Below are 16,874 nucleotides of genomic sequence, written 5' to 3' on the forward strand. Positions count from 1 at the left end.
GTACAACAATTCTAATGTTCGCGATTGATAAGATAGTTTAAAAAGTGTTTTAAGAAGGTTGTATCTATAGAAACGTTTTGAAGAGAATCCATAGCTAGACAGTAGTTCTCCCACATTTCTATAGTGGCACCCTCCTGACCCATAATAGAAACGAATGTCGTGCTATTGTTTTCTGCATCTCTACCTAACCCTTTTCCTAGTAGCTCTGCATCTCCTTCCACATCGAGCAGGTCATCCTTAATCTGAAAGGCGATGCCAGCATAACGAGCAAATTTCTTTAGAGCAGCAATCTCTTCTTCATTTGCTTTGGCCAAAATTGCAGGCATTACCAAGGCGGCTTCAAATCCTATTCCTGTCTTATAAAAACATAAGGTATTTAACTGCTCCCTCGTAAGTGTTCTATTTTTAGAGTCCAAGTCCATCGCCTGACCTTTACACATTTCAGCTATTGTGTGGGAAGAATATTGAATCATCTGTAGCACAGTATTTGCATCAAATTGTTTTAAGTTAGTTTGCTCTTCAATAGCTTTTTGAGTGAGGAAAAGACCTGTCAACTCCGCAACAGCTACGTTATAAACTTCATGAAGAGTAGAGCGTCCGCGTCTTATTGGAGCATTATCCTGAGCTGGTAAATCGTCAAATATAAGAGAGGCAGTATGAAGATATTCCAATGATTTTAGTAGTGGAGCAATAGATGTTTCATCTAACTTGTAAATCTTCACTCCCATAAACCATGCTACGATCGGTCTTAGCCTTTTACCATCTCCTTCTAAGCTGTAATTGGTCGCTTCAGTTATAGAGTCTTCGAAATCGGTATTGTTAGAAGAAGTAATAGACAATGTCTCGTTAATTTCATTACGAACTACTTTTATCGTATTAGAGAAATCCTCTCTTTCTTTACTTTCACTCTTTAATACTGTAATCATATGATCTCTTAGTAATTTATCAAAGAAGTCCACATCATCTGCTTTTCGAACCATCTTTTGTAGGAGCTTATTAAAACCTGGTGTCCCGAAACGAAAGAGATCCATAATTTCTTTGTATTTACTTTTGCCTACCCGCTTCTTTAAGCGTTTAAGTCCATTAATAGCTCGGTCTAATATTACTTCTCGTGTTTGTTGGTCGGAATGATAGACATTATGAATTAAATTACTAATAACAGCCCAATACAATTCAAAAGGGTTGATCAGGTCTGAACGCTCTTTATGATATTTTAAATAATACGTATAAGGAGTCACTGCTCCGTCCTCCATATCTTCGAACATATCAGCGAAATCATCTGAGAGCTGATTATAAATACCATAAAAAAATGTACGGTTATCCATCTCTTGATTGTCAGAAGTACTAAGGACTGAACGAACAATTAGCCTTGATGAGGAGGCTTTTAATATAACCGGTATATAAAGCTCCTGATTAGTATAGCTCGAATCCATTAAACTCTTATCACGATCCACTTCCTGTGAATGAAAAAACACATACGCTTGCTCAAAGAATTTTTTCCTTGTCTCAGGTCGCTGATTTTGCTCAATATACTGAAAAGCCTCTCCAAGCTCTTGGTGTATATAAGTTATCAACTCTGCATTTTCGCCAAGCCATTCTCCAAGTACAGGCACAATACCCGTAGTGAGTGTTGTTCTTATTAAATTGGCATATTGTTTTTCCTCTTCGTTCGAAAGTATTTTGGCATCTAGCAAATCATCAATAAATGGATAGGTCAATCCATAGGAATAACCCAGTCTGATTGCCTTATCGAGCCTCTTAGAACGCTCTTCAGGAGATACATCGCTGTCCATCTCTTCAATCTCTTGCATGATAACCCCTGCTATAATTTTAACAAGTTTTCGCTGTGCGTGTGCTGCATCCATTCCTTTTGGGATATGTTTGGATACTTGCTTTAGCTTGTTTAATAACCAAATATACGTTAACTCTACATTTTCCTTTTTAGCCATACGGTATAATTCGACGACATTAAACGCTTGTGCTTCCTTGTCTTCCCCGCTTGAATTCGTCAGCTTATCCTTTAAGCTACTTACTACATCCGAAATCCTGTCTTGAGTTTCATGAGAATCAAGGGATTTTCCTAAATCACGGAGAAAAATGTATGAAATGCTTCGATTTAAGTAACTGTCTAGCTTACCTCTGTAATTTAAATACTGTATGTAATGGTTAAAATCCTTCGTATCAGCGTTTCCTTTTGTTTTTGTAAAAAGGGATAGGATGGGATTATTAACATGATTAGATTTCCAAATCCTTATATCTTCCGTTAAAAGGGGGATATAGTTTTTTTCCTTAACCTGTATATGAAGCTCATCAAAATATTGGGCGGCTTTCTGATTGGCTTGCCTATAGCATTCATCGGCATTTATTATTGAGTTTAATTGAATATTCATCTGTCACCTTCATTTACTTTTTTTATGATTTCCTAGTAATTATAACCTATATTTCATTCTCAGTTTTCATCTAGTTACTTACAATTTATTCTTAAGGTTAACCCCAAATGCCTAATTTTAAATGGATAAAAATAAGAAGGCAGCTACCTCCTAGAGTAGCGACCTTCTGACTAATCATAAGCTTACCTTCCAAGAGCATAATGAGAGTAAATATCCTCTTGTTCCTCGTTCATCTCTCCCATGATTGTATAATTAATTCTTTTCTCGAATAAATCCTTTGTTGCTAGGAAAGCATCATACGAACAGGTTAGGGATTGCAGATTCGGAAGTCCCTTTAAGGCAGAGTAACCGTCCATTACTTCAATCCTTAAATCCTCAATCTTTGTCATCCCCTTAAGAAAGTCTAAATTGTTCAATTCTACTTTAGTTATATCAAGAGAGCGTAAATTCCTAACCCCATTTATCTCCTCTATGCTTTTCGTTTTTATCCCAGACAGATTGAGGTGACTTAGCTTTTTACAAAAGGTCAATGGAGACAAATCGTCTATCGTCAAATTTTCTAAAGAAAGCTCTTGTAGTAAAGGTAACTCTGCTAAAACAGAAATATCCGTAACCTTTGTATTACCAATAGATAGTTGCTTTAGCTCCTGAAACTTTCTCAGGAACCCTAAATCACTTAGAGGAGTTTTCGCTAGATAGAGACTTTTTAAATTTTGTAATTGAGCAATCGGTGTAAAGTCTATAATCTCTAGAGTACTGGCAATCAACTCTCTAACGTTTGGAAAATATGCAAGCGGTCTGAGATCAGTGATATTCGAAGGAAATAACCTTAGTGTAGTGATATTAAATAAATCCTTCTCTTTCATAGGTAGATGGCCAAGCTCCGCGGTAAGAAAAGTTGTCCAGCTTTCGTCTAGTACAAGAGTATCCGCTTTCCCTTCCATAGATCCTTTATATGGCCGCTTCTTTAAATCATCAAAAAAGTGACCATAATCTCCCCATATGACATAGGGACCGTCTTCTTCCTCTATTAAAGAACAGTTCCCAACCTCAAATTGTTGAATGAGGAGCTCTAGTAATTCCTCAAAGCTGTCACTAATCACATACATTTTCCTCTCATCTCGACCAAAATTGATAATCTGCCCGACTGTTCCATTCACCCCTGGTGCAAAGTCCATAGCCAGATAATTTCCCCCGTAATCGTAGGCAATAGGTATCCATCCAGGATGAAAGGCTGCTTCTTGGATTGCACCTTTTTCAAAGGAAATGACATCTATAACGGACTCCTCGTAATAGGTTTTGTACCCTTTCCATTCCGATAACATCTCTCCGATGGAATGCCAGGTTAAGCCAAACATGAATCCAAGCTTTTTTTCTCCGTTATGAACGGAATAGATCGACTTAAAAGCTTCTGGAAATATGTAACCTGTTTCTAGCTCCAACCGATGAATCTCTTCTTCGGTTGCCCCTTTGTTTAAGTATTTCTCCAAATTCGGTATATAGCTTTCTACTCTTGAAAAAAATTGTTCTCCCACTGCCTATCCCTCCTATTATCCTATTAATCCTTATTTTACCATTAAACTGCATTTATCCTAAAAATGAAAAAACCCACCTAGCAAAAGCTAAGTGAGCCGTTTAAATAAAATATTCTTGTAATTATTCTTTATTAAACCAAAGCTCTTCTTGGTCATCCTCGTCACCATTATAATTAATGAAAATCTCTTCTCCAGCTTTTATGTCGGTATACGCATAAAAGTCGAATGTCTCGTTTTTAAAATTAATCTCGTAGGTAGCATTTGGCTCGTACGAATGATTAAACAGCATCCCATAACCGAGAAGGATAGCTGATCTTCCGATACCGTATTCAAAGGCATAATCACCTAGTGTAGTTTTTTCTATATACTTATGTTGCTCGTTAGGATAAGAAATGACCGGGGCTTCATGTAAAAGCTCACCTTTTTTAATATCTCTAGTTGCAAATAATCCTCTGTTAAATTCGCCATCACTTACTTCAGACTTTTTTACTTCAATCATGTAGTTCTCCTATTCACGTTAAAATTTACTTATTAAGGATACCATTAAACAGCCTTTCTTGCTCTAATAATGATTGATTATCTTAATTCGTAAATAACACTCGATACAGGTTACGTCACTTAGGATAGATTAGATGCTCTTGTGGAATATATTTATTATGACTAAAAAGGATGCTCTCATCAGTCATAGTGACCTTGAGAGCATCCTTTTATTCGCTTATCCTACTGTAATTACGTTAGGAGCTTTCTTGCTTCTAAGATGATTAATAATAAAAATCGCCGCTACAATAATTATCCCAATTACCGTTGAATATGTCTCTGGAATAATCATGCCTAATGAGGCTGCATGTTTTTATACTTTCTACTTTTCTATCCCTGCAATTCCAAATCCTCCAGGTCCAGCATGGGTAGAAATCATGGCGCCGGCCTGCATCCATGTTATATTTCTAAAGCCTGCTTCCTTGGCCATTTCATCTATTCGACTCTTAATACTTTCATCGAGTCCGATAGAGTAAATCAGGTATAGCTGCTTTCGATCAATATCATATTGGTTCAAATAATCTTCTATGAGCTTTTCCGCCACTTTGCTCATATTCCCACGGTATTTTCTAGTTGAAACAAGCTTTCCTTCTTTTAATTCAATGCATGGCTTTATTTTTAGCAAAGACCCTCCAATGTAAGCCATGTTACTTACCCGTCCACCTGATCTTAGAAAGTCTAAGCTACCAGGGATAAAAGCCAGCTTTGTTTTTGGAACCACAGTTTCTATTTTTTCTATGAGGCTAACATGATCTATGTTAGGCTCCTCCTCTAGTAAGGCGGCCGCATACAACACCACTGCGCCTAGACCTCCTGTGACATTTAGCGTATCGACCAGGTAAAGGTTTTCAAAATCCTCTGCTGCAATTAGTGCACTTTGAAAGGACGCAGATGCTTTTGACGTATATCCAATATGAATAATGATACTCTCAGGAAAGTTTGTTCTAATTTTTGTAAACAACTCTTGATACTCATGTACATTCGTTGCTGTTGTAGATGGAATTTTTTTTGTGCGACTATGATAATCGAAGACATCCTCTACAGGCAGCTCCCCATCCAAATAATCTTTCCCATCCATGACGACATGCATTGGTACCACTTGAATTTGATATTTTTCTACCAGGTCCTCCGGTAGATCCGCTCCACTCTCTGTCGATAAGATAATTTTTCTCATAATACATTCCTTTCAACTAAAGTAGTCCTTACAGCGTACTTATTATTTTTCACTTAACCTAAATATACACTAAAAGGGTAAATTATACAGTTAAATAATCAGAAAATTTTAGACGATATTTCGATCTATTTTGTCTAAAATTCATCTATGATACTATCTTGTACCCATTTGACCATAAAGATAAAAGCAGATCGTCTAGATATGCATTTTAGCACTTCTAGACGATCTGCTTTTTCTATATCTTTTAAAGTATACGTAACTTCTGAAATGCTCCTTTACCACCAGCAAAACCTGTAACCTTCACTATTTAATAGTTATAATACTGCTGTTATAAATTCTTTCGTCCAATTCAACAACGGAAATCTTTTTGCCTGAAGGACTCCATTTGGTTTTCACATTTCCAATGTCTTGAACAATTTGTATGGATGCATCCGTTGATACCTCATATAGGTATAGTCCACTAACTTCTTCACCGTTTATGACAGAGTTTGACTGATATACAATCATTTGCTGATTCGGAGACCAGGACGCACCTGTCACATCAGAGCCTTCCGCAATTGTACTTTGTATATTTCCATCAGTATCCGCAATTATTAGCTTTTTCGTATTCCCTGTTATCTGCGTAACAAGTAATTGATTTCCATCCGGAGAAAGTGTGATTCTTTCTGCATTTTCCAATGGAAGCTTCTTTTCTTCTTTGGTCTTCAAATCCATCTTATATACTTGAAAGGAAGGGTTTTCTGTTGTTATATAGTAGATTTTTTCTTGCATTTTATGAACATTAAACAACTGCTCCTCCTGAAGCTCGGCAATCGGAGTTACATTCCCCTCCGTATCAGCCATAACTGCACCACCCGCATAGGAAGCACCGATTACCTGGTTCTCGTCAGTCCACTCAGCGGTATAGACACTACCAATAATATCCTCGGTAACAAGCGTTTTCTCCCCTTCCCCTAAACTCATCATATAATAGGCGATATCTCCAATAGAGTTTTCATAATATAAGAGGTGTTTTTTATCCGGAGACAAAGTTGCCCCACCGAGAAACATATCTTTTTGAGCTTTAATCGTTTTAAATTCCTTTGTGTCCAAATTGTACGTATATATACTTCTAGGATAGAACTCTGCATTTTCTAACAAACTCATTTTTTCAAATTCCTGGTTTTCTTTTGCAAGAACAACAGTATGCTCATCGATCCAGTCGGTAATTTCCATTCCCTCATAATTTTCAATTTTTCCAATGGAAATTGGATCTACTTCGTTTTCGTTGCTTTCGTTTTCACTATCGATAATACCTTCCCCTGGCTCTTCTATGTCTGTTTTGTTTTCCTCCTGTTCGTCACTGCAAGCATAAAGAGTTAATAAGACTAGTAAGAGCGTGATAGTGCAAAGTATTAATTTTTTCATTTGAATCATCTCCTTAACTATTATCCTATGCAACAACCATTCACTATCTACAAAAGTCTCATTAAAATAATGTAACTTTACACAATAAACAAACTTTCTGTAAACTGCCATTTTAGCAACTTTTTTTGACATTATATGGTAATTAATAAGAAATGTCAATTTTACATTCTCCGCCCAACCTTTTCTCTAAACCAAAAAGACGACCCTTCAACTGTCGGGGTCATCTTTTGGATGTTCTTTTCGTATTAACAAATAGTAATACTAAAATTATTCTTTACCATGTACTACCTGTCCTATTCTCATTTTTCGATGTTTAAATACTCGTCTTTTAATATTATCTAATGATATATACTATCTACTAGTTCTCCTTTTATCATTTCCCTTTTACGAAGGATTCCTTCACATGTCATGCCTAAACGACTAAATACTTTTCCAGAAGCACTATTCTTAACCTCGTATCCAACATACACTCGCTCTAAACCAAGTACTTCGAAGGCTAATTTTAGGATTAGTTTCCCCATTCAATGAAGTAAAAGCTCAATCTTCGTCAATCGCATCAATCCATATGCTGCCACCGCTTACAGTAACAAGATAGTTTCTTTCGACACCGGCAGTGTTTTCAAAGCGGATAAAAGTAGTGCCATCGTGTATTGCTGACATCGTCACATGGTTCCCTTCTACAATCTCCACAGTTACAACTGATTTATCCTCAGCCGAGAAGGTCCATTTTCCCTCGTCAAGGTACATTTCCATAGTGTCATCTATTTTGGTGAAGGCAAAAACTGCAATAAAAACGGCAGCTATAATAGCAAGGGCAGTGATGCGATGCTTCTTCTTATCCAGCAAAATAAAAACAAAAAAAACTGCCAGAGCAAGGCAGAATACGGCGCTTAACAGATGATTCGGGAAATTGGCCTGTGCAGCTCTGAAATAGTGCACGCTTGCCCAAGAAAGATACCCAGTAGCCACAGACAAAACTAAAACGCTGATCCAGTTCTTCTTTTTAAGTTGGAATGCTATTGCAGCACCAGGTAAGGTCAGGACGGTAATTTTAAACCAATAATCATAATAACGGAATATGTCCCAACCGTATGCATAAAACGGAACCTCAATCAAATAAATGAGGGGCTGGCTGACAAGGAAGAACACGAAACATTTAAGCGAGGCTTCCCACCACTTTTTGCAGTTAACAATGATAAATATAGCAAATAGAAACCACCAGTCAGGATAAACGGCTATGTCCTGAAAGGAGGTGTCTTGTAAAAATGAAACCTGATTGATCAATGCAGTATATAATGCTGTAATAACAGCTAAAATGATAACTTTTGGCCATGTCATATTAAATTCGCCAAAGTATTTTTTAATCGTTTGCATGTTTTCTCCTTTTAATAAACCTTGTTTAAAGATAATTTTAACAGGCTTGAATTTTTCTCTATATTTTATCTAGAACAAACTTTACATTGTCTGTTTTCTTATTGGTTTGGGCCACTCATAAGCAATGCCATATCGGATGGTCAAAGACGATTTTATTAACTACCTAGCTAGTATAGTATATCAATATAATTTCTCACATGTGTGGAGTAGTTCTATGTTTTTTTACTCAGAAAAGTTCAACAAAGGATGCTAACATTATCCCCTAACAATAGCTATCTAATCGTTTCTTCACAATATCTGGAGTCGTTCATGAAGTAAAATAATTGTTTTTACAGCAAGATATGGATAGTGGAAAAAGTACTGCAGTGATAAATTTAGATCAATGGATTTGGCCAATTCAAACAGAATCATATAAATTGTGATTATCATCAATCCAAATTAATAATTTGAATCAATCGGCAGCTTTTTAATAGGAGTAAATATATGATAGTCCGAATCAGGATGATGAACGCCTCTAAAAACTTGAATTAGTTCAATATCTGATTGTTCTCTTTCTTGCTTTGCAATTTTTAAAAATCTTGCGAAGTCGGTTTTAAACACATCCCCTACATCAAGAAGGTCACCAGAGTATTGGAACTTAGCACAAAATATTGGGGGCACATCTACGTTGAAGTAGAACGGTTTATCTATTTGTACGTCACATGGAATGCCAAACAAAGCATTGAAACGAGTTGAATTTGGATGGCAATTGGAATAGACCATAAAACAAGGTCCAGATATGGTCTCATCTATTGTATCTAATAGCATTTTCGAATGAGCGTGAATCTGTGCTTTGTAATCTTCACATGCCAAATCAACTTCAAATGCGATGCCCGTCAATCTGATAGCGTCGAATTCCGTTAAGGTAAATTCTGTTACTACATCACCATTAATGTTTTTTAAAGGGCGTTTAACGACTGAAGGTATAGGTTCTGGAGATATGTCGGTATCTTCTTCTTTCAGTGAGCTAGGAGGTAGTTTAAATTGGCGTTTAAAAGCACGAGTGAATGAGGATTGTGATCCAAAGTTTAACTGATAGGCAATCTCCGTCAATGATAATCGATCTTCTTGTATTAATTTAACCGCGCTATTTAACCGTCTCGACAATATGTATTGGTTCAAGGAACAACCCATAATTGCGGAAAAAAGTCTATGAAAATAAAATTTCGACATGTTGAAATTTTTAGATACAGACTCCACTGACAAAGGTTCCTCCATATGATCTTCAATAAAAGTTAACGAGTTTTCAATAATTTTATAATGATCCATAAGGGTTCCTTCCCTTCCTAGGTTATTCAGAATATAACGTTGCAAATAAGGAGAAATCATTTCAAGGAGGTAAACGTAATGAAAAAGGATAGAGTGAATGGAATATTAATCGGTATATTTTATATCGTGGCTGCAGCCAGTGCTGTTATTGCTGTACTATTGTATCAGCCGTTACTATCAGGAGATTGGTATATGGCTGTGGTGAATGGTTCGAAAACAGCCATTTTGGTTGGTGTAATGAATGACATCTTGCTCATTGTGACGGCAGTTGGAACCGCTGTTATGTTATTTCCGTATGTACGATTATGGAATGAACATTCCGCATTGGCTTATCTTTGTTTTCGATTTATGGAGGCTGTATTTATAGCGATGGGCGTAGTGAGTATATTAGGTTTGCTAGGTCTTAGTTCTGATTACGGAGTTGGACAATTTGTTAATGAAGGAGCATATCATCAAATAGGAAGCGTTCTTCAATCATTTCATGCTTGGACTGCTATATTGGGACCAAACTTGATGCTCGGCTTGAATACACTCTTGTACAGTTATTTATTAAATAAAACGGAAATCATACCAAAACGACTAGCGATATTCGGAATGTTGACGGCTGTTATGGTATTCCTTGCCGGATTACTCGATATGTTTGGTATCATTGGCTCATTCTCTACTATAAAGGGAATTATCGCCTTGCCAATCGCTATCTATGAGTTAAGTTTGGCAACATGGTTAATCATAAAAGGCTTTAATACAAAGAAATTAGAGATATTAAGAGGAAGCAAGAGCTATGCTGAGTAATGCACAAGAGAAAAAATTTACAATTTTCAATTCCATTCCTTTCAAAAAAATTGAAACCACATTATATACTGTTTACTTGACACCTTCTTGATAAATCCACTCAGTAATTTAATTCAGTTTATTCCTTAGATATTCCTCAAAAGTAATTATTCCTTTTCTCTGCAGAGGATTTGTATTTTTCCCTTCAATTAAAGAATTATATAGTTTTCCTGAGAAAGGAATTCTTAAAACATCATTGGTTACATTGTTCACCTTAATTTTTAACTCCGCCATTTCTCTTAATGTCATTATCTCTGGTCCACAAAAATCATCTAATTTACCTTGTGGACCTTCATTAACTAAATCGATTAAATATCTAGCGAATTCATTAACATCGACACTTTGAAATTTCACCCTTCCAGGGATTATATATCTTTTAAAGAAAGGTTTTGATAAGAGTAAATCCTCAACAAAGCTATGAAACTGAGTTGCACGAGCAATTGTATAGGGTACAGAACTATTTTTTAATAATTCTTCTGCTTTGTATTTAAGTCTATAATATTGGAAGAGGATTTCCTCAATTCCTACAATGGATGGATAAATAAAAAGTTGTATATGATTCAGCTTGCTTAATAATTTTTCTAGCCCAGCAACCTCAATGCTTTTAGAATTTTTTATCGGACTAGTTGCTGCGTGAATAATGACATCAACATCTTTTACTGCTTCTTCTAAACCTTTACCTGATAATAAATCACTGTAAACCCATGTGAAGTCTTCTCCTTCTGGTTTTCTTCTCGAAGTTATTTTTACCTGATAATCTAAATCTTTTAACTGCTTTAACAAAGCCGACCCTAATTTTCCGGTTGAACCAGTTACAAGGATTCTCAAGTACAACACTCCCGTTCGAATGGAATATCTTCCTATTTAATATTCAAAAGTTGATTACTTTATTCTAATAACCTCCTAACTAGTTAAGGGAATTGGTGTTAGTAAAGGTTCATTCAGCTTCTTTAAACTATGGCAACTTAGTTCTTTTGAAGGCAAACCCTTCTTAGCCCGATTTGCGTTCGGACTAACGAAACCAGAATACCCCATCCCCGGAGATGACAAGCACACGGACAATACCCTTCTAAACAGTCTGCTTTTTGGCTTTATTTACTATTAAACTAACTCCAACCAAGCAACCGCTTCATAATGTGTGGAATGTATGTGGCAACACATTGATGCTGGTAGGTTTAAGTAATTGGCTAGGTCCTACAATCATAGAACCTAGCCCTTTTAATATGCCTAAATTTTTATTTTGGAATGTTATAAGACTAATTTTTATATGCTTTATTATAAATCCTTTCTTTACTAAAGCATCCGTTAATTGAATAGTAAAAGAGATACTATTTCGATTGTGTTTCTATCTAAAAAGGTAAAACGGTTAAAGGTATTGAAATGATAAGATACATTTAAATTGCCTTAATTAGAAAGGAGAGAATACATGATGGATATACTATTAAAATATATGTCTGACTTTACTTTAATCAGCGAAGATGAACAGCGGGCAATCTCAGAAAGTTTACGAATTGATGAATATAAAAAAGGACAATATCTTCTTAGACAAGGAGAACTTTCTGCTATTAAATGTTATTTCGTATTAATAGGGTGTGTTAGGCAGTTTTTTATAGATGAATCAGGTAAAGAAGTAACATCAAATTTTTTTACTGAAGAACAAGCTATTCCAATTATCAACGAAAAGACTCAAGGTGACTTATCAAAGTATTCATTAGTCTGTGTTGAAGATTGCAGATTAGTTGTTGGTGATATTGATTCTGAAAATACGATGTTAAACAAATACCCACAACTTGAAATAATGATCCGTAAAATGATGGAAATAAACGTTGGTGAAATACAAGATCAATTCGGTGAATTTATTGGTTCTTCTCCAGAGGAACGATACGAATCCATTTTAAGGAAACGCCCCGAGTTAATTGAACGTGTACCACAACATCAATTAGCTAGTTATCTTGGAATTACTCCTGAATCGTTAAGTAGAATAAAAAAACGTATTAAAAAAAATACATTATAAAAAAAATTCCATCCCACCAATTATCCTCCTTCAAAGTAGCAACTAAGCACCGAAGACTGACTTACCAAATATCATTGAACTATATATCACCCTTACCTTTTGTGTTTACAAATAAAAAATTTATAAAGTATCTAGAAATTAACTTAAGTCAATGAACGGTTTTTATCCTCTTGTTATTATTAAAATTAATCAAAGATATTAACATTTGGAGGAGATTTTTATGAAGGCGATAGTTTGTGATCAATATGGTTCGCCCGATGTGCTTGTATTAAAAGAGATTAAAAAACCTTTCCCTACTGAGAACCAAGTATTGGTAAAGGTTCATTCAGCATCTTTAAATTTTGGCAACTTAGTTCTTTTGAAGGGCAAACCCTTCTTAGCCCGATTTGCGTTCGGACTAACGAAACCAAAATACTCCATTCCAGGAGGTGACGTAGCTGGTACAGTTGAAGCGGTTGGAGAAAACGTTTCGTTATTTAAAGTAGGTGATGAAGTATTTGGTGACCTCTCTGGTTGTGGCTGGGGTGGTTTTGCTGAATATGTAACGGCCCCCGAGTATGCTTTAGCCTTAAAGCCAACCAATATCTCCTTTGAGGAAGCTGCTGCGAGTCCTATGGCAGGAGTGACTGCCTTACAAGGCCTACGAGATAAAGGTGGGATTCAATCGGGGCATAAAGTATTAATCTATGGCGCATCTGGAGGCGTTGGTACTTTTGCGGTACAAATCGCTAAATCATTCGGTGCTGAAGTAACTGGCGTATGCAGTTCACGAAACGTTGAAATATTGCGTTCTATAGGAGCAGATCATATCATCGATTATACAAAAGAGGATTTCTCACAACATAAGGAATCCTATGATTTAGTTCTCGGCGTCAATGGGTCTAATTCCCTTTCAGCTTATAAAAAGGTTCTAAAACCAAATGGGAAATTTGTTCACGTAGGAGGTTCTGAGTCTCAGCTTTATCAAACGTTAATTCTTGGGAATTTTATTTCAATGACTGGAAGCAGGAAAATGAGTAGCCTATTACAGAGAGCAAATCAAAATGACTTAAATGATGTAAAAGAGTTACTTCAAAGTGGAAAAGTAAAACCTATAATTGATAAACGGTTTAAGTTAAGTGAAATAACGGAGGCATTCAAATATTTCCAGGAAGGTCACGCTCAAGGTAAAGTGGTGATCACTTTATAATAAGTGCCTTGCTTCATTCATAAATAAAAAGCAGACGGAACTTAGAAGTGCGATACCAACACCTCTAACCCGTCTGCTTTTTATTTCTCTATTAAACCAATTTTAACCACGCAACAGCTTCTTTATGTGCGGTGTTTGTACTAGTTTTTATAATAAAATGAAGAATAATATAAGATAGAGTAGATGTAGTAGAATTACCTTACTAACTCTATAGGTTTGAACTATTGTATATAATAACCTTTATTAATATTCTCTCTCAATTTTATTATATTTTATTTTATCGCTGTTTTCTAAATCTGTATTTAATAAAGTAATTAACCATTCGTTATTTCGATATATTGAATCTTCCAGAATTTTATTTATAGAATCAGGCTCTCCTTCTTCCACCCCTGATTCACTTCCTGGTGGTTCAGGCTCTACTTCTTCTACTTCTGATTCACTTTCTGGTGGTACAGGCTCTCCTTCTTCCACTCCTGATTCACTTTCTGGTGGTTCAGTCTCTTCTTCCACTCCTGATTCACTTTCTGGTGGTTCAGTCTCTCCTTCTTCCACTCCTGATTCACTTTCTGGTGGTTCAGTCTCTCCCTCTTCTACTCCTGATTCACTTCCTGGTGATTCAGTCTCTCCTTCTTCTACTCCTGATTCACTTTCTGGTGATTCAGTCTCTCCTTCTTCCCTTATTGATTCATCTTCAGTTTCCTCAACAGTTGTTTCATTTTGTCCCTCTGTTGTTCCAGAGTTTACTAAAATTACATTTCTATCCATTATTTCCTCTTTTAATTTTAATAAATCTAATTCTGTTCTTAAAAAAGAGACATCGTTATCGTATAAGATTTTAAAAAACTTGTCATTAGTTACATATTCAGGATCGGTATAAGGTTTTAACCACCCTTGCTTATAAGATTCATATGCAAAAAGCCATTGAGGGCCGTATAAACCCTCTGAATTTAAATAACCCTTATATTTCTGAGTATCGAAAAAGCCTTCTAATAGGCCTTTAGTTTTCAAAATCATTGTTAAGATGCAAATTATAGAATTGTCGGATTCTGACAACTGAAAATTTAAACTCTGACTTAATTTGATATTTAGTCTTTTAGAAAAAACTAAAGCCCATACTACTTCATAATGATTATTGTGTACTATGTTATTTTCAATTAATTCTTCAATAAATTCTTTTAGCTTACCAAGGTTTAATTCATATCCTTTGATATAATAACCTTCTATAATTTCTAGTACTAAAGGTAAACAATTAGCGTCTGAGAAGCCCGAATGAAGTAATAGAGATTCGAATATGCTCCAGTTCTCTTTATGTATGACTTCTGTTCTAATTACTTTTAAAGCATAGGATAAGATTCCCTTATCGTCAGTTATAGATTTATATTTAAAAGCTTTGCTAAAAAAGGTATTAATATCACTTCTTTGTCCTAGAATAGTATTTCTAAACTTGAATCTAGTGAAGTATTGATGCCACTCACTTTCAAAGTCTATTGGCGCCTTTAATATCCTAGTTTTTGATGGATTTAAATCTAACTGATAATCATTAACTATTTTATGTAATTTAACTAGAGCCTTCTTCGCTGTATCCTCATTATCGAAATAATACTCAATGTCATCAGTAAACCTAAAACCTGGAACATCTAGACCTATTTGATTCCTAAAATCTCTATCAATTGCTACACCTATAATTTCAGATACTATTTGTGATGTTTCGGGTCCCATGGGAATCCCAAATGTTTGTCCATCCTGCATATTTTGAATTATTTTATCAATTCTATTTCCTAAAATGGGTTTTCCAATCTTTGCTTTAGCAAACTCTTTAGTATGTAAAGCCCAAGGAATAACATGTGTATAAATTGTATTAAAGTATCTTGAAATGTCTGTTTGTAAAATATAATTTTTGTTATGCAGATGGTTCATTCTAATATGCATTTTTTCTGAAATTGCAATTTTATGTTCAGTCGCTTTATTATTATTACTACTTATTTTTGGTATACTCATTGATATTTTTGAATCATTAAAATGGTTTTCTAAATGTATCCAATTATCACTTAATAACTTACATAATTGTATTTGATGAATTGGTGCAGGTATAGTTTTTATTCTTCTGAAATTATCTTTTTTAGGGACCGAGTAGTGTACAGGTTTTGTCCAAATATTCTTTTCCGATTTAGTAAAACTATCAAAATTAATTTTAGTTACAGCCTTTGCCAAACTTTCACTATGAAATTCGGGTGGAATCTCTTTAAAAAAATATCCATAAGCTAATAATTTCTCATTAAAATTAAAATTCATATAAATCAACTCCTTGCCTTATAAACAAATATTACCATCAGTTGAAATATATTGATACTTAATTATAATAATTTTGTAAAATTGTCACTGTAACTATCTTTCCCAGATAAGATTTGCAGGAACTATTTTTTTTACAATATTTTTATCTATAGTTTTGCAAAATTCTTCATTAACCTTTAACACTATACAAATTAATAATTTTAAACCTATCAAATAATTTTGCTTATGTCTTTATCTTTTAACATCACACGTTTACCGTGCTGTATTTATTTCATAGCTGTAAACCATTTTAAAATTTATGATTGTTAAATAAAAATCAAAGAAGTAATCTTTCGCAAGCTATGAAAATAGCGTCGATTCTGTTCGAATAAGACCCTATTTAATCAAACTCGCGACTTCCAGTTTAAAACGTTTGCATAAATATATTTATCGTGTTGTATACTCGGATATTGGCAAAAAAGTACGCTCTGTGAATTTAGCTCTATTAGTTCTTGATGAATGTACTTATATTTCAACATAAGAATCAAATTAGTTTAAGACATTTTCTATTTCCGAAAATATTACTAAACACTTTTCTATATATGTAGCGTAACTAAAAACTTTTTTTAATATAAACACTAAAATATTATTCTGATATAGGTTCAAGTTTAACTTCATTCGATTTTAGTAGATCGTAATAGAGGGCTAGTTTCATCTGACTAAATATTTCCTTTAATCCAAAAGAATGATTAGCTCTATTGCTATTTTTTATAAATATTAATACATACTATATTAATATTTTTAGAGCAGTAGGATTTTTTAATTACTGAAATTAAAATAACCA

At 34.8% G+C, this 16,874-nt stretch carries 12 protein-coding genes and 1 pseudogene; 4 read left to right on the top strand and 9 right to left on the bottom strand.

From position 1 onward, the window contains the following. Positions 1–11: 11 nt before the first annotated feature. From Q0371_RS07710 to Q0371_RS07740, 7 genes are all read right to left on the bottom strand, one after another. A complete protein-coding gene (locus Q0371_RS07710) occupies positions 12–2,390 on the bottom strand; it encodes a polyprenyl synthetase family protein (protein ID WP_298470040.1) in 2,379 nt (792 codons plus the stop codon). 182 nt (positions 2,391–2,572) lie between these two features. Further along, positions 2,573–3,925: an SMI1/KNR4 family protein gene (locus tag Q0371_RS07715; protein ID WP_298470042.1), complete on the bottom strand. Its 1,353-nt coding sequence runs from the start codon at positions 3,923–3,925 to the stop codon at positions 2,573–2,575. A gap of 121 nt (positions 3,926–4,046) precedes the next feature. Beyond that, the gene (locus Q0371_RS07720; RefSeq protein ID WP_251556469.1) at positions 4,047–4,424 is read right to left on the bottom strand and encodes an SET domain-containing protein; all 378 of its coding nucleotides are present in this window, start codon (positions 4,422–4,424) and stop codon (positions 4,047–4,049) included. Positions 4,425–4,784: 360 nt separating this feature from the next. After that, positions 4,785–5,636, bottom strand: a complete 852-nt coding sequence (locus Q0371_RS07725) for a DegV family protein (RefSeq protein ID WP_298470044.1) — start codon at positions 5,634–5,636, stop codon at positions 4,785–4,787. A 303-nt stretch (positions 5,637–5,939) separates the two neighbouring features. After that, positions 5,940–7,043, bottom strand: coding sequence for a hypothetical protein (locus tag Q0371_RS07730; RefSeq protein ID WP_298470046.1), 1,104 nt, complete (start codon positions 7,041–7,043; stop codon positions 5,940–5,942). 537 nt (positions 7,044–7,580) lie between these two features. Further along, on the bottom strand, positions 7,581–8,417 hold the full coding sequence (locus Q0371_RS07735; RefSeq protein ID WP_298470048.1) for a hypothetical protein: 837 nt from the start codon (positions 8,415–8,417) through the stop codon (positions 7,581–7,583). Between the two features lie 438 nt (positions 8,418–8,855). Further along, positions 8,856–9,725: an AraC family transcriptional regulator gene (locus Q0371_RS07740; protein WP_298470050.1), complete on the bottom strand. Its 870-nt coding sequence runs from the start codon at positions 9,723–9,725 to the stop codon at positions 8,856–8,858. 78 nt (positions 9,726–9,803) lie between these two features. Between Q0371_RS07740 and Q0371_RS07745 the strand changes: the two genes are divergently transcribed. Further along, positions 9,804–10,517 (top strand): DUF4386 domain-containing protein, encoded by a 714-nt coding sequence (locus Q0371_RS07745; protein ID WP_298470052.1) that lies wholly within the window; start codon positions 9,804–9,806, stop codon positions 10,515–10,517. A 108-nt stretch (positions 10,518–10,625) separates the two neighbouring features. Here the strand turns inward: Q0371_RS07745 and Q0371_RS07750 are convergent, their stop codons facing one another. Further along, the gene (locus tag Q0371_RS07750; protein WP_298470054.1) at positions 10,626–11,384 is read right to left on the bottom strand and encodes an NAD(P)H-binding protein; all 759 of its coding nucleotides are present in this window, start codon (positions 11,382–11,384) and stop codon (positions 10,626–10,628) included. A 95-nt stretch (positions 11,385–11,479) separates the two neighbouring features. Here Q0371_RS07750 and Q0371_RS07755 point away from each other — a divergent pair. The 3 genes and pseudogenes from Q0371_RS07755 to Q0371_RS07765 form a co-directional block, all read left to right on the top strand. Next, a pseudogene (locus tag Q0371_RS07755) lies at positions 11,480–11,604 on the top strand (NAD(P)-dependent alcohol dehydrogenase); the annotation flags it as partial. A 378-nt stretch (positions 11,605–11,982) separates the two neighbouring features. After that, positions 11,983–12,570: a Crp/Fnr family transcriptional regulator gene (locus Q0371_RS07760; protein ID WP_251556536.1), complete on the top strand. Its 588-nt coding sequence runs from the start codon at positions 11,983–11,985 to the stop codon at positions 12,568–12,570. Positions 12,571–12,790: 220 nt separating this feature from the next. Beyond that, a complete protein-coding gene (locus tag Q0371_RS07765) occupies positions 12,791–13,759 on the top strand; it encodes an NAD(P)-dependent alcohol dehydrogenase (RefSeq protein WP_298470057.1) in 969 nt (322 codons plus the stop codon). Positions 13,760–14,002: 243 nt separating this feature from the next. Here the strand turns inward: Q0371_RS07765 and Q0371_RS07770 are convergent, their stop codons facing one another. Further along, positions 14,003–16,051 (bottom strand): RNA-directed DNA polymerase, encoded by a 2,049-nt coding sequence (locus tag Q0371_RS07770; RefSeq protein WP_298470059.1) that lies wholly within the window; start codon positions 16,049–16,051, stop codon positions 14,003–14,005. Between the last annotated feature and the right edge of the window lie 823 nt (positions 16,052–16,874).

Origin of the sequence: uncultured Psychrobacillus sp., from assembly GCF_938022135.1 — a bacterium.
Taxonomy (GTDB): domain Bacteria; phylum Bacillota; class Bacilli; order Bacillales_A; family Planococcaceae; genus Psychrobacillus.

What these genes read in the sequence shown, in the direction of transcription:
- Q0371_RS07770 (WP_298470059.1), bottom strand. Translation starts at nt 16,051, where the DNA reads ATGAATTTTAATTTTAATGAGAAATTATTAGCTTATGGATATTTTTTT.
- Q0371_RS07765 (WP_298470057.1), top strand. Translation starts at nt 12,791, where the DNA reads ATGAAGGCGATAGTTTGTGATCAATATGGTTCGCCCGATGTGCTTGTA.
- Q0371_RS07710 (WP_298470040.1), bottom strand. Translation starts at nt 2,390, where the DNA reads ATGAATATTCAATTAAACTCAATAATAAATGCCGATGAATGCTATAGG.
- Q0371_RS07740 (WP_298470050.1), bottom strand. Translation starts at nt 9,725, where the DNA reads ATGGATCATTATAAAATTATTGAAAACTCGTTAACTTTTATTGAAGAT.
- Q0371_RS07745 (WP_298470052.1), top strand. Translation starts at nt 9,804, where the DNA reads ATGAAAAAGGATAGAGTGAATGGAATATTAATCGGTATATTTTATATC.
- Q0371_RS07720 (WP_251556469.1), bottom strand. Translation starts at nt 4,424, where the DNA reads ATGATTGAAGTAAAAAAGTCTGAAGTAAGTGATGGCGAATTTAACAGA.
- Q0371_RS07735 (WP_298470048.1), bottom strand. Translation starts at nt 8,417, where the DNA reads ATGCAAACGATTAAAAAATACTTTGGCGAATTTAATATGACATGGCCA.
- Q0371_RS07725 (WP_298470044.1), bottom strand. Translation starts at nt 5,636, where the DNA reads ATGAGAAAAATTATCTTATCGACAGAGAGTGGAGCGGATCTACCGGAG.
- Q0371_RS07760 (WP_251556536.1), top strand. Translation starts at nt 11,983, where the DNA reads ATGATGGATATACTATTAAAATATATGTCTGACTTTACTTTAATCAGC.
- Q0371_RS07730 (WP_298470046.1), bottom strand. Translation starts at nt 7,043, where the DNA reads ATGAAAAAATTAATACTTTGCACTATCACGCTCTTACTAGTCTTATTA.